General features: G+C 36.3%; 12 protein-coding genes. 3 read left to right on the top strand and 9 right to left on the bottom strand.

The window, feature by feature from the left end; translation table 11 throughout:
* From NK213_RS16770 to NK213_RS16760, 3 genes are all read left to right on the top strand, one after another.
* Positions 1-243: YopX family protein (locus NK213_RS16770; protein ID WP_253351267.1), on the top strand; the 243-nt coding region annotated here is incomplete at its 5' end.
* Positions 240-455, top strand: a complete 216-nt coding sequence (locus NK213_RS16765; RefSeq protein WP_253351266.1) for a helix-turn-helix domain-containing protein — start codon at positions 240-242, stop codon at positions 453-455. The genes NK213_RS16770 and NK213_RS16765, both read left to right, overlap by 4 nt.
* The gene (locus NK213_RS16760) at positions 452-1,576 is read left to right on the top strand and encodes a tyrosine-type recombinase/integrase (protein WP_253351265.1); all 1,125 of its coding nucleotides are present in this window, start codon (positions 452-454) and stop codon (positions 1,574-1,576) included. The genes NK213_RS16765 and NK213_RS16760 overlap by 4 nt, the downstream gene beginning before the upstream one ends.
* Before the next feature lie 642 nt (positions 1,577-2,218).
* Here NK213_RS16760 and iolG (NK213_RS16755) read toward each other — a convergent pair.
* The 9 genes from iolG (NK213_RS16755) to NK213_RS16715 form a co-directional block, all read right to left on the bottom strand.
* A complete protein-coding gene (iolG, locus tag NK213_RS16755) occupies positions 2,219-3,232 on the bottom strand; it encodes an inositol 2-dehydrogenase (RefSeq protein WP_253351264.1) in 1,014 nt (337 codons plus the stop codon).
* Between the two features lie 12 nt (positions 3,233-3,244).
* Entirely contained in the window at positions 3,245-4,255 is a 1,011-nt protein-coding gene (locus NK213_RS16750; protein WP_253351263.1) for an ABC transporter permease, read from the bottom strand.
* An 11-nt stretch (positions 4,256-4,266) separates the two neighbouring features.
* On the bottom strand, positions 4,267-5,745 hold the full coding sequence (locus NK213_RS16745) for a sugar ABC transporter ATP-binding protein (RefSeq protein WP_371926457.1): 1,479 nt from the start codon (positions 5,743-5,745) through the stop codon (positions 4,267-4,269).
* Between the two features lie 105 nt (positions 5,746-5,850).
* Positions 5,851-6,819 carry a sugar ABC transporter substrate-binding protein gene (locus NK213_RS16740; RefSeq protein WP_253351261.1) on the bottom strand — a complete coding sequence of 323 codons (969 nt, stop codon included), beginning with the start codon at positions 6,817-6,819 and terminating at the stop codon, positions 5,851-5,853.
* Positions 6,820-7,152: 333 nt separating this feature from the next.
* Positions 7,153-9,210 (bottom strand): metallophosphoesterase, encoded by a 2,058-nt coding sequence (locus NK213_RS16735; protein ID WP_253351260.1) that lies wholly within the window; start codon positions 9,208-9,210, stop codon positions 7,153-7,155.
* Between the two features lie 54 nt (positions 9,211-9,264).
* The gene (gene iolE, locus NK213_RS16730) at positions 9,265-10,158 is read right to left on the bottom strand and encodes a myo-inosose-2 dehydratase (RefSeq protein WP_253351259.1); all 894 of its coding nucleotides are present in this window, start codon (positions 10,156-10,158) and stop codon (positions 9,265-9,267) included.
* Positions 10,159-10,278: 120 nt separating this feature from the next.
* A complete protein-coding gene (gene iolG / locus NK213_RS16725) occupies positions 10,279-11,292 on the bottom strand; it encodes an inositol 2-dehydrogenase (protein WP_253351258.1) in 1,014 nt (337 codons plus the stop codon).
* 19 nt (positions 11,293-11,311) lie between these two features.
* A complete protein-coding gene (gene iolD / locus NK213_RS16720; RefSeq protein WP_253351257.1) occupies positions 11,312-13,228 on the bottom strand; it encodes a 3D-(3,5/4)-trihydroxycyclohexane-1,2-dione acylhydrolase (decyclizing) in 1,917 nt (638 codons plus the stop codon).
* Between the two features lie 85 nt (positions 13,229-13,313).
* Positions 13,314-14,819, bottom strand: a complete 1,506-nt coding sequence (locus NK213_RS16715; protein WP_253351256.1) for a CoA-acylating methylmalonate-semialdehyde dehydrogenase — start codon at positions 14,817-14,819, stop codon at positions 13,314-13,316.
* Positions 14,820-14,948: the final 129 nt, after the last annotated feature.

The following is a 14,948-nucleotide window of genomic DNA, read 5'->3' as shown; positions in this document are numbered from 1 at the left end:
GAAGGAGATATCCTCTTTTATGATACTGATGATGGTTTTCGTATTGGAGAAATATTTTCAGATTCAGTATTCAGTGGTTTTCGACTTTGTCCTAGAATTTCTTATGAATTTTCATTTGAAGATGATGAATACAATAATAAATCTACAATTGAATTTGTAAAAAAATATAATCCTGAACATAAAAACTTTGTCATCATAGGTAATAAATATGAAAATCCGGAATTATTGGAGGGAATAAAATGAATGAGGAATTATTAACCGTGGAAGAAACTTCAAGAGTACTTAAATGTAGTAAAGTAAAGGTATATGACCTAATAAAAGCTGGTATGATTCCAGCACTTAAAATAGGGCATACAAGAATTAGACGCTCGGCAGTGGATAAATTTATACTTGATAATGAAAACAAAGACTTATCAAATTTAGATAATATAAAAGAGCTCGGAGTAAAAAAATGATAAGGAAATTTGACACTAAGAAGGGGGTTCGTTGGGGTTTTGTTATTGAATTAGGTAAAGTCGATGGTAAAAGAAGAAGATTGCAAGAAAGAGGTTTCTTTACAAAAAAAGAAGCACAAGAGGCATATCATAAAGCCAAACTAGAACTTGAAAATGGGCGAACTATAAAAAATGGTGAAATTAATTTAAGTGATTTCTTAGATGAATGGTATAGAAATTACGTTGAACTCAACTGCAAACATCACACAAAGTTAAGTTATTCCAATATCATCAAACAGCTTAAGAAAGATTTAGGACACTTTAAATTAAAAAATTTAAGCCCTAATATTATTCAGAAATATATAAATGAAAAATCTAAAAAAGGGCTCTCAGCTAACTCTCTCAAAAACTTTAAAGTTGTTTTTAAAACTGCATTGAAATATGCTGTTCATCCTTGTGAATACATTAAAAATAACCCTTTGCAAAACATTACTATTCCAAAGAAAAATGAAAGAGTTAAAAAAATAGAAACTATTACTCTTGAGGAATTCGACTTTATTTTATCTTTATTTAAACAGAAACATTATAAAATAGCTTTTTACATAGCCTTACATACTGGTATGAGAGAATCAGAAATTTGTGCTCTTACATGGGAAAACGTATCTCTTGATAATAATGTAATATATATTAAGCATAATCTAATTTATCATAAAGGAATTATAGAACTTTCTACTCCAAAGAGTAAAAGTTCATACCGTGAAATCTCAATTGGCGATACACTAAAAAATGTTTTAATAAATGAGAAAAATAGGCAATCTGATTTGAAAAAAGAATATGGAGAGTACTATTATAAAGAATTCGATTTTGTATGTTGTTTTAATAATGGGAGACCTATTCCACCAGTAACTATTTCAAAATTTTGTTGGCATGATTTACCCAAAAAAGGATTGAACTTCAAATTTAATTTTCATATGTTAAGACATACCCATGTTACACTTTTACTTGAGGCTGGCGCTAATATTGTGGACATTTCAAAAAGGATCGGGCATAAAAATACAAGTATTACTCTTGATGTATACTCACATGCTACTAAAAAAATGTCTGAAAATACTGTAAATATTTTTGAGAAAATTCTAAAATAAAAAACGTCGCCATTTTTTTAACTTGGCGACGAAATGGCAACTTTTTTAATTTAAAGCAATAACAAATATAATAAAAGCATTGATTTCATTGATTTTAATTAAAAACATTAAAATTATATAGTATAATTTTCTTATATTTAGTAGTCTTTTAAACAATATTTTTTTATAAAACAAAAAAAGGCCTTACACAAGCCTTCTTTTGAATATATTGTAGAAGCCAAATCTTACTTTATTCTAGCACATCTGATTTTAAAAGTAAAGATTTAATTCTTTAGAAACACAGTTTTTTCAGTATTTTTGAAAAATACTTTACACTCGTCCAATTTCATTTTTTTAAAAAACACCTTTTATTTATTAATCCAAAGCAATTCTTACTTTTATTTTTTTTTATTTTTACATATATAATTTCCCATTGTTTTAATATCATAATAATATTAAAAATTTAATCTAATATTTAAATTAGAATTATAAATTTTAAAATACTTACAGTTTATATATTATTCCATATGCATAAAAACAGGAAGATACTTTATAAAGTACCTTCCTGTTCGCCGTTTTCCGGCTATCAAAGGATAGAATACTGCAAATATAGAAATTATGCGAAACTTCTGGTATTTTCCAGAATACAGAAGCTGCATTCCGCTATATTTTTGTTAATTCACCACTTTCAAAAGCTTCTTTACATTTATATGCTATTTCTGTGGTTTTAGTTCCGTCATATACCGTAACACCTGGTTTTCTTTTCTCAATGATACAGTTTATAAACTCATTTACTTCATTCAGATAAGATTCCTCGAATCTTTCAAGAAAGTCCTGTGAACATTCCTTTCTCACACCGCTGTTATCAAGTATTTCTACCATATTTTTCTGCGGAACACTTCCTATTCTCAGGATTCCTTTTGTTCCTATAATTTCGGTTTCCACATTATAACCGTGAGGTGCTGTCCTTCCTGCGAATAAAAATGCCATTGCACCATTCTTGAATTTCATAAGGGCAGATACATTATCTCCGTCTTTATACTGTGCAAACTCAGGATGGGCATAGCACCCTCCTATAGCATAGACTTCCTCGGGTTCTGCCCCGAGATACCATCTTGCCAGATCAATATCATGTACAGACATATCTATAAACTGACCGCCGCTGTGTCCTGCATAAGCAATGGCACCTTCTATAAATCTTTCAGGATCCTGGCTGTAAGCTCTAAACAATATAGGTACGCCTATTTCCCCGCTGTCTATCTTTTCTTTTGCATATTTATATGAAGCGTCATATCTTCTCATAAATCCGAGCATAAATACTTTATCTTGGTATTTCTCCACTGCTTTTTCTGCTTCCTTACACTCCTCCACTGTTGTACCGAGAGGTTTTTCAGAAAATACATGCAGACCCGCTGCGAGAGCTTTTGATATCTGGTCTGTATGAAGTCCCGAAGGCGATGCTATAAGGACTGCATCCAGTTCATTATTCTTTATCATGTCATCAAAGTTTTTATATGTATATGGTACTCCCCAGTCTTTTTTCACCTGTTCCAGTCTGTCTTCCTCCATTGCACACACAGCAGTAAGCTCAGCATTCGGAATTTTGAAAGCCAGATTTTCAGCATGTTTGTAACCTAGTCTCCCCAGACCGATCACACCTATTTTTACTTTCTCCATATATACCTCCTGCTATGCTTTCTTAGCGTGTTTTCTCATATCTATAACAACTGCCCCGACTATTATTGCACCTTTGATTATTTGCTGCCAGTATGCCGAGACTCCCAAAAGATCAAGCCCGTTATTTAGAACTCCGAGTATCAAAGCCCCTGCAAAGGCCCCGCCTATTGTACCTATACCTCCTGAATGACTTGTTCCTCCTATTGTAGTGGCTGCTATAGCATCAAGTTCGTATGAAACACCCATTCCGGGCTGTCCTGTATTTACCCTTGCAGTAAGAACCAATCCGGCTAACCCTGCCAGCAATCCTGCATACAGATATATCATTATTATATTTTTCTTTACTTTTACCCCTGATACTTCTGCTGCGTTTATGTTACCGCCTATTGCATATACGTTTTTTCCAAATCTGGTATAATTAAGCATTACCCATGTAATCCCTATCATAACAAGGTATATAAGTACGGGAACCGGAATCCCCAAGACATATCCCTGACCTATAAACTGATATGAAGGTGTAAGCGAACTTACCGGTCTTCCGTCTGTATACAGAAGAGCCGCTCCTCTTGCTGCCACCATCATTCCCAGTGTTGCTATAAAAGGCGGGATCCCTGTGGTTGCTATAAGACCGCCGTTTATCAGACCGCAAAGACTTCCCACTGCCAAAGCGGCAATTATAGGGACAATTACAGGAACTGCACCCAGACCAGGATACATTTTCTGAGCCCATCCTACTGTCTGTGCAAGACTCGCAGCGATAACCCCTGCAAGTGCAAGTACAGACCCTGATGAAAGATCTATACCCTTAGCTATTATCGCCAGAGTGACTCCCAGTGAAATCAGACCAATTACAGAGACCTGTCTCACCACATTCAAAAGATTCTTCTGACTCAAAAATACCGGCCTCATCATACTTATTACCACTATCATAAATAACAGGATCAAATATATCCCATACCTCGACATTAATTTTTTAAAATCTATATTAGTTGCTTTTTTTTCGTATTTAATCATATCTTCCATAATTTCCTCCTTTATGCCGGAACATTTCCAGTCGCATACTTCATAATAAGTTCCTGGGTAGCTTCTCCCCTGTTTAAAATACCTGTTATCTTCCCTTCGTGCATAACTACTATTCTGTCACTCATTCCAAGAATCTCAGGAAGTTCTGACGATATCAGTATTATTGATTTTCCCTGACCTGCCAGAGTAGATATAAGCGAATGAATCTCTGATTTTGCACCTACGTCTATACCTCTTGTCGGTTCGTCCAGTATAAGTATTTCCGGCTCTGTAAGAAGCCATCTTGCTATAAGGACTTTCTGCTGGTTTCCCCCGCTCAGGTTTTTTATCTGTTCTGTTATGCTCGGAGTTTTTATTCTTATTTCATTCTTATATTTTTCACAGTCTTTTTGTATTTTTTTATTATTCAGTAATATTCCGCGTAAGTATAAATCCATATTGGAAATAACAATATTATCCTTTACCGAAAGCATGGGAAAAATCCCTGTATCTCTTCTGTCCTCGGTAAGCATTGCTATTTTGTTCTTTATTCCGTCATTTGGAGTATTTATTTCTACTTCTTTATTATCTATTGTTACTTTTCCGCCGCTTTTTCTCCGCACTCCAAAAAGAGTCTCCATTACCTCTGTTCTTCCAGAGCCCACAAGTCCTGCAAAGCCTAGTATCTCACCTTTTTTTACTTCAAAATTTATATTTTCAAAGACATTTCCCGCTGAAAGATTTTCTACCTTTACTTTTACATCTCCAATAGTACATTCTGTTTTCGGAAACATGTCTTTTATTTCTCTTCCTACCATAAGATTTATAAGCTGTTCTCTGCTTACATCCTTTGCCTCATATGTCCCTATATATTTTCCGTCTCTAAAAATAGTTATATCATCAGATATTCTGTATATTTCATCCATTTTATGTGAAATATACACTATTGCTTTATTTTGTTCCTTTAATTTTTCTATTATTCTGAAAAGATGCTCCACTTCCTTAGAAGTAAGCGAAGAAGTCGGTTCATCCATTATTACTATTTCCGAATTATAAGAAACAGCTTTTACGATTTCCACCATCTGCATCTGTGCCACAGTGAGGTTTCTCATTTTTTCTTTAGGGTCTAAATCCAGTTCCAGTTCCTGCAAGAGCTTTTCGGTATCGCTGTACATCTTCTTATGATCTACAAGCCCCACTTTTCCTCTCAAAGGTTCACGTCCAAGCCATATATTCTCCATTATACTTCTGTCTATTACAGGATTCAGCTCCTGATGTATCATAGAAATCCCCATATTCAAAGCTTCATGAGGATTTTTTATTACTACTTCCTCACCTCTGAAAGTTATCTTTCCGCTGTTGGGAGTATAAATACCAAGAAGCACTTTCATCAAAGTCGACTTTCCCGCTCCGTTTTCTCCCATCAAAGCACACACTCTTCCTCTGTGCAGTGTAAGTTCCACATTATCCAAAGCTTTTACTCCCGGAAATTCCTTGCTGATACCACGCATTTCCAGTATTCTTCTCTCTTCCAATTCAAAATCCCTCCTAACAATAATAAATGATTTTTCCCCGGCTGTCTTCTTTTGCAAAGACAGCCGGAAATTTAACAAAAGTTACTTTTTGAATTCATTTATATTTTCAGGAGTCACCAATTTGAATGGAACCCAAGTTTCCTTTACTACTGTTTCACCTTTAGCCGCTTTTTTCGCTACTTCTACTGCTCCTCCGCCCTGTCCGTCAGCATCCTGGAACACAGTCGCAGTGATATCACCTGCTTCAAGCGCGGCAAGTCCGTCTGGTGTTGCATCCACACCTATTACAAATATACCTTTTTTACCTGAATCTTTTAATGCCTGAACTGCTCCAAGAGCCATATCATCATTATTAGACACTATCGCAGTAATCTCATTTCCATATTTGTTCAGCCAGTTTTCAGTTTTAGCCATTCCGTCAGTTCTCTGCCATAAACCTGTTTGTTTATCCAGAATTTTTATATCAGGATATTTCTTAACTATTTCTTCTACACCTTCAGTTCTTTTTATAGTACCCTCATTATCCAGTTTTCCCATAAGAATAACTATATTACCTTTTCCGCCCATTTTTTCTGCCAGATATTCCATCTGCATTACTCCGGCTTTTTTCTCTTCTGATCCTACATAAAAAGCACCGTCAGGAAGATTTCCCGGATTTCTGTTTACATATACAATCTTTGTACCGTTAGTTACAGCTGCATTAGTCATAGGATCTGCTGCACTTGTATCTACCGGTACGACTATTATTACATCTTTTCCCTGAGTTACGAAGTTTTCCACCTGATTCATCTGTTTTGCGATATCTTCTTTTGCATCAACGAATTCCAAGTCTATATCGCCTTCTTTTTCAGCCGCTTTTTTCATACCGTCCATCATATAAGTAAGGAAAGTATCATCAAAATTGGCTATTGATACTCCCACCTTTATTTTTTTCTGTCCACTGTCAGTTGTCCCCCCAGCTCCCGTATCCCCTTTCTGCGAACAACTAATTAAGAAAATAGATAGCATTGACACTAATCCCATTATTACATAATTTCTAAACTTTTTCATACCTTGTTACCTCCCAAAATATTAAAAACTCCAAGCAAAATTAACTATACTTCATTTTGTATATCAACGTTTTGGCTGCAGCGTACAGCTGCCGATGCCAAAACACTTGTCCCCTTTCCTGTATTCACAAGTCAGAGTGCCAATTATGTCCGGAGTATTTTTCAATTATTATTTTAATTAAATAGCGTGTAAACTGGTACTGTACTGTAAAAACTTTATCAGTATATTCCACAGTACATATTATTAAGTTTTATTATGCATATAATTATCTAATTTAGTTTGTTCTTTATCAGATCTCTAAATAATTATATCTTCCACCTGCTGCCTTCCCTCTTATTTCATTCTGTTTGTATTTTTACTCAAATCAGTAATCTCTTTTTTATTAAAATCCACTATAAATCTGTCACTTGGTGTATCATTTGTAAAGTTATACATAACTCTGAACAGTCTGGTATAATAATAATTAACTGTATCATCAGTCACATCGGTACTGTTCTTCTTTTCCAGATTATGATAAATCAGCGAGTATTCTTTTATCCTATCCCTGCTTACTTTTTTTAATGCCAGTTCATCGGCATTCATAAATCTGTAAAAATCTACAGCAAGATCAAACCCGTTCCACTTTTCAAAATTTTTGACATTAAGCCCGCTTTTTTTAGCATCGCTTTGAGCTTTTTTCTCTGCGTCTTTCCATAATTTCAGCGTATTTTTATCAACATCAGATGTATTCCCGGACTTTATCATCTCCAGATCCTTCACAGAAATAATACTGTCAAGCTCTGAATAAGTCAGTATATCTTTACCGTTCATTGTGTCTAGTATTTTTCTCAGATCCTCCGGCCACTGCTGCGGCAGAAATCTTTTTCTTGTCAGCTCTATGAGATGCCAGTCTGTGAATTCCCCGTAATTTTTGGAATCAAGCACTCTTATGTCCCAGTTCTTTTCCGGTTTATTTTCAGAAAGATACTTATGTTCTTCCCTGTAATGCTCGAATAACTCGTCAAATCTCGGCACATCTTTTATTTCTACAGTTTCTACCTCAAGAAGATTCTTCCCTTTCATTGTAAGTATCTTATATCCCGGCACATAAGCCGCAAGAGACGGAACCTGTATATTTACCAGAAAATCCCCGTTTCCATACTTTCTTACCCCTGTATCATTAAAGTGAAGATGCCCTGCCACATTGAATCTTACTCCTGTCTGTGCCATTTTTTCTGTTGTTTCCTCTGTGGGCAGTCTTCTCAAATCAAGTTTATTTTTTCCGAAAATTTCTTCCAGATCTTTTTGATTATTATCATAAAAATCTATCATAGGAAAATGACTGAATGTAATTAGTGTCTTTCCTTCTTTCTCGGCATTTTTCACTACTTCTGCGATCCATTCCACAGTTTCTGCTTTATGTGTAATCATTTTGTTATACCCTGCATTTCCCGATCCCTCAAAATTCGAAGGATTGCCGGGATTTTTCATATCCGCATCCTTTACAGGAAGATATACATTTGCATCTATTGCAAGTATCCATATTCCCTTTACAGGTTCCACAAGATAAGTAGGGTCTCCTACCATAAAACAGTTTGTATATGAGTTTTTTTTATATTTTCCGCCTGTTCCCTCAAGGCATTCCTCATATTTTCTTTTTGCCATTGGTGATTCTGCCAGTGCTTTTTCATATGTATAGGTATCATAATTATAGCTGCTGTATGGAGTTGCCCAGTATAAATACTCTTTTTGCGGCATAAAACCGTACTTCCCCATTTCTCCTGCTATTTTTTCATATCCTAATTCCAAAATCTCCTGTGTACACACTGTGGGATTACCGCTGCCTGTATCAATCAGCGCTTTATCCCCGCTGTAACCGACACATTCTTTGGCACCCTTGCTGAAAATCCTCTGCTCCATTCCGCCTTTTCCGAGAAAATCACTTTTTCCGTTGGGATTATCCACCGGTTTCACCGGATCATGATTTCCCATAACTGCGAAAAACTGTATGCCGTATTTATCCGTATATGAGTCTAGTATCTTTTTCAGTCCCCTGATGTGGACAATCTGCCCGTCATCGCTGAAATCTCCAGCAAGTCCCACATACTTTATTTTTTGTTCTGCCACATTATCCAAAGCAGCGGTTAATGCATAGTAATTCTCATTAAAAAGTCTCGTGGAAGTCAATTCTGCTTCCATTGTTCTTATCTTTGCATTTTTCCCGGTAATGCTATTTTTCAGTCCGTCAAATGATTCATCTTCAAAATCAGCATATACATCATGAAAATGAGCGTCTGATATAAATGCTATCTTGAATTCTTCCAACATCTTTTCATCTCCAAATATATTAGTCTGAATTATTAAAAGGAGTATGACTAAAACCGCTAATCTAAATCTTTTCTTCATAACCATGAGTTTTCTCCACCTGTCCTAGTTTTTTATCATTTATACTTTCTTATTCTTTGCCTATATTCCGGCTTTTTCCTTAATGTATTTTCTTGCTTTTATTGCATATTCCAGAGGATTTGCCTTGGCAGGATCCTGCTCGGCTTCTACTACAAACCATCCTTCATAATTATTATCATCAAGTATTTTGAAAATCGGTTCAAAGTCGATACAGCCGTCTCCCGGAACTGTGAACGCCCCTTCTCTTACCGCTTTCAAAAAGCTCCACTTTTCATTTTTTACTTTTTCTACTACTTCTGGTCTTATATCTTTTAAGTGTACATGCTTTATTCTGTTTATATATTTTTTTAATACAGAGATTGTATCTTCCCCGGAAAACTTAAGATGTCCTGAATCATACAGCAGATATACCAGATTTTCATCTGTCATATTCATAAGTTTATCCACTTCTTCCTCTGTCTGTACTCCTGTTCCCATATGGTGGTGATATACTATTTTCATACCTTTTTCTTTAGCTAACTCACCAAGCTTATTCAGCCCTTCTGCTAGTTTTGTCCACTCTTCATCAGTAAATACAGGTTTTTTATCAAATACCGGAGTATCTATCTGCCCCTGTACACTGTGACCCTGTTCAGAAACAACTATTACTTTTGCTCCCATTGCATGAAGAAAATCTCTGTGTTTTATGAACTCAGTCTTAGTTTCTTCATAAGGCTTAGTAGTAAGAAATGCACTAAACCATGCACTGGCTACATTCAGCCCTCTTAGTTCCAAAGCTTTTTTCAGCACTGCTGTATCTCTGGGATACTTATTTCCCACTTCTGTCCCTGTAAATCCAGCTAATGCCATTTCGCTTACACATTGCTCAAATGTATTTTCACTTCCCAAATCAGGCATATCGTCATTTGTCCATGCTATAGGTGCAATAGCTAATTTTACTTTTCCACTTAACATACTTTCCTCCCGAATTTTTAAGATATCCCGGATACTGTTATTTTAAGAGGTATATAAGTCAGTACCCGGGTATTATTTATATTTAGTGCCGTAACTATGAAATTCTTATAGTTCAGGCAGTTAAAAACTTATTTCAGATATTTTTACAGGTCTGTTTTCTTCTATTGATTTCTTTGCTGCAAGACCTATAAGTACAGGCTTTAGTCCATCTACTGCTCCTACAGGCACTTCTTTATCCTGAGTGATTGCTTCTATGAATTCTCTTATTTCCTGTGCATATGCCTGCATATATCTTTCAAGGAAGAAAAACAGAGGTTTTTCCTTAGTTACTCCGTCAGCATTTGATAATTCCGCTGTTGAAGTAGTATCATTATACGCCGCTACCTGACCCTTTGATCCGAAAACTTCCGCTCTCTGATCATATCCGTAAGCAGCCTGTCTTGAGTTATCAATTACTGCAAGTGCTCCGTTTTCCATTTTCATTGTTATAATTGCAGTATCTATATCTCCCTCTTCACCTATTCTTTTATCCACAAGAACTGCTCCCTGTGCATATACTTCTTCTACTTCACTGTCAAGAAGATATCTTACCATGTCGAAATCATGTATTGTCATATCAAGGAACATCCCGCCCGATACTTTTATATACTCTACTGCAGGCGGCATAGGATCTCTTGAAGTTATTTTAAGAATATGAGGCTGACCTATTTTTCCAGCTGCCACTGCTTCTTTCACAGCTCTGAAATTATGGTCAAATCTTCTGTTAAACCCTACCTGATATTTTACTTTTGAGCTTTCCAGCGCTTTTATTACATTTTTTATTCTTTCTACATCATGATCTATTGGCTTTTCACAAAATACATGCTTTCCTGCATTTATAGCTTCTATAGATATAGGAGAGTGTGTATCTGTAGAAGAACAGATTAATACAGCATCGATCTCTTTATCTTCCAGTATTTTTTTATAATCATTGTATACTTCTGTAATCCCCATATTTGCTGCCCATTCTTTTACCTGATCATTAAGGTACACATCAGCTATTGACTTTACTTCTGCTTCTTTTACATATTTTGTAATACTCTCTGCATGAACCTGACCGATTCTTCCAGCACCTATAATTCCTATTTTTAACATTAAGATCTCTCCTTTATTTTTAATATTTTCTCGCTTTTTTCAAACCATCTTCTTTTTCTTCAAAAGCTTTTTTGATGGAATCTTTTTCCGACACACCGGCTACTCCTACATGCCACCATGATTCATATCCGTTTGTCATTGTTTTTGGAAGCACCTTTATATCTATCAAAGTAGAAATCTCCTGTTTTTTTGCATCTTCCAGAGCATTTCTCAATTCTTCCAGAGTTCTTACAGAATAAGTTTTTACTCCATATCCCGAAGCAGCTTTTGCGTAATCTATAGGAATAAGTTTTTTACTTTCCCTGTTTCTGAATTCAGTCTCAAAACTTCCCATTCCATTCCCCATCTGCAGGTTATTAATACATCCGAAACCACAGTTATCAAATAAAAGTACATTTATCTTTTTATTTTCCTGAATAGAAGTCACCAGTTCCGAATGAAGCATCAGATAACTTCCGTCTCCTACCATTGCATAAACTTCTTTTGAAGGATCAGCCATTTTTACACCAAGAGCACCGTTTATTTCATATCCCATACATGAATATCCATATTCCATATGGTAGCTGTATTTTTCATTTGTTTCCCATACTCTTTGCAGGTCTCCCGGAAGACTTCCCGATGATCCTACTACTACATAATCTTTCTTTAGAAAATCATTTATTACACCAAGCACTTCTGTCTGTGTAAGAGCTCCGCCGTACAGCTCAAAAATTTCATTGAGACTTTCTTCTATCTGATCAGGTACTTCGGCCTTAAATCCTGTTTTAGTGAATTTTATTCCGCGAAGTCTCGAAAGCTCACTCTGCCAGTCGGCTTTTGCTCTTTCAGGTTCACTGCTATAGGCACTTTTATACCCGTCTTTTGAAAGCTGTTTATTTAATTCCTCAAGACACACTTTTGCATCTCCTACTATTTTTACCGCATCCATCTTTTCAGCATGAAAATCCGAAGCATTTATCGTAAGAAATTCCACATTTTCATTTTGGAATAAAGCCTTTGACCCTGAAGTAAAGTCGGTAAATCTGGTTCCTATACCTATTACCAGATCAGCTTTTGCTGCAATTGTATTTGCCGCGAGATTCCCGGTAACCCCGATTCCGCCCATGTTCAGCTCAAAATCATTTTCTATGCTGCTTTTCCCTGCCTGTGTTTCACCTATTGGTATATTAAAATCTTTTGCGAATTTTTTCAGTTCTTCACCTGCTTCAGAGTATCTTACTCCTCCGCCGCATATTATAACAGGCTTTTTCTTTCTTTTTATTAATTCTGCTGCATTTTTAAATTCTGTAGGTGTTCCGATTCTTCTGTCTATTACATGCACTCTTTTCGCAAGGAAACTCTCAGGAAAGTCAAAAACTTCCCCCTGTACATCCTGAGGCATTGCTACACATACAGCTCCTGTATTCCCTATATCAGTGAGCACTCTCATTGCATTTATCATTGCTGACATAAGCTGTTCGGGTCTTGTCACTCTGTCCCAGTACTTTGTCACTGCTCTGAATGCATCATTTGTAGTCACAGACAGGTTATAAGTCTGCTCTACCTGCTGTAATACAGGATCAGGCTGTCTTGTGGCAAATGTATCTCCCGGAAGCAAAAGTACCGGAATATTATTTGCAGTTGCCGTACCTGCTGCCGTAACCATATTTGCAGCTCCCGGTCCTACAGATGTAGTACAGGCATATATTTTCTTTCTGTTTTTCTGTTTCGCAAATGCTACCGCTGCCAATGCCATTCCCTGCTCATTTCTTCCCTGATGAACTTTCAGGTCTCCGGGATTTTCTTCCAGTGCCTGTCCTATTCCCAGTACATTTCCATGACCGAATATGGTAAAGACTCCTTCTATGAATTTTTCCTCATGCCCGTCAAAACTTACATACTGATTATCCAAAAATCTTACCAGTGCCTGTGCAGTAGTTAATTTTATATATTTCATTTCTCCTCCAATACTAAGAATTTTAACGATTATCAAAAAGTTTTCTTAATGATATCAAAGGTACCAAAAGGAATTTTCCGACTCCTTATTTTACTACCGAACCATCCCATGTGTCTACTTTTGCTTTATTATCCTCCTCTGTAAACCATGTGCTTGTTACTACTTTGGCTTCAGTAAAGAATTTTACCCCGTCTTTTCCAAGTGTATGAAGGTCTCCAAAGAAAGAACGCTTGTGTCCGTTAAATGGAAACAATCCTACCGGTACCGGCACTCCTACGTTTATCCCTACCATTCCTCCGTCAGTACGTCTTGCAAATTCACGTCCGTAATATCCGTTGCTTGTATAAATAACAGATCCGTTGGCAAATTCATTTGCATTCATCATTGTTATTCCTTCTTCAAAGTCTTTTACTCTCTTTATACATAATACCGGGCCAAATATTTCTTTTTGTCCTACTTCCATCTCCTCTGTTACATAGTCAAAAATTGTAGGCCCCATATAGAATCCGTTTTCATATCCCGGTACAGTTACTCCTCTTCCGTCAAGAACAAGCTTTGCTCCTTCGTCTATACCTTTTTGTATCCATCCTTCTACATATTTTCTGTGATCTGCTGTGACTACAGGTCCGAGATCAGTTGTTTTATCATATGCAGGTCCTATTTTCAATTCCTTTGCCACTTCTATTAATTTTGCCACAAATTTATCCGCTATACTTTCCTGTACGCATATTGTAGGAAGAGCCATACATCTTTCTCCGGCACATCCAAATGCAGAGTTTATAATTCCTCTTACAGATCTCTCAAGTACGCAGTCTTCCAGCACTAATGCATGGTTTTTCGCTTCACATAATGCCTGTACTCTTTTTCCGTGTGCAGCTCCTGTAGAATATACATGAAGCCCTACAGATGTAGATCCTACAAATGAAATTCCCTTTACATCAGGGTGTGACAACAGAATTTCTGCTTCATTTCTTGAACTTGTTACTATATTTAATACTCCTTTTGGCAGTCCTGCCTCTACAAGAAGCTCAGCAAGCTTATAGCTTGTCATAGGAGTTGTACTTGATGCTTTTAGTACCATTGTATTTCCTGTGGCTATACATAAAGGAACCATCCATCCCATAGGTATCATCCCCGGAAAATTAAACGGCGCTATACCGGCAAATACACCAAGAGGTTCTCTGTAAAGTACCGTATCATATCCTGTAGAAGTATTCATCAAAGACTCTCCCATCATTAACAGAGGAGCACTGCATGCGAGTTCCACAGGTTCTTTTACCTTTAATAAGTCTCCCTGTCCTTCTGCCCAGTTTTTACCATGTTCTTTACACAGAATCTCTGTCAGTTCGTCCATTCTCTGATCCAGCAAATCTCTGAATTTGTATAAAACCTGCACTCTTTTCATTACAGGAATTGCTGCCCATGATTCAAATGCTTCTTTGGCTGCCTGAACGGCTTCTTCCACTTCTTCCTTTGTGCAGCACGGAGTCTGCGCTATTACTTCTCCTGTACTTGGATTGTATATGTCATAATACTTGTCAGTTTTTGATTCTCTCCATTCACCGTTTATAAAAAATTTTAATTTTTGCATTTCTTTCCTCCTATAATTTTTTTATTTATGTTAGTCTGTCTGAATATGAACCTTGTACTTATGTCAATAATGTGGACACATTTATCTTGTCTATTATGAAATTTTTTTCAAATATTCTTTAGGAGATAA

Source organism: Sebaldella sp. S0638 (assembly GCF_024158605.1).
Lineage (GTDB): Bacteria > Fusobacteriota > Fusobacteriia > Fusobacteriales > Leptotrichiaceae > Sebaldella.
This window is presented reverse-complemented; position numbering and strand designations above follow the sequence as displayed.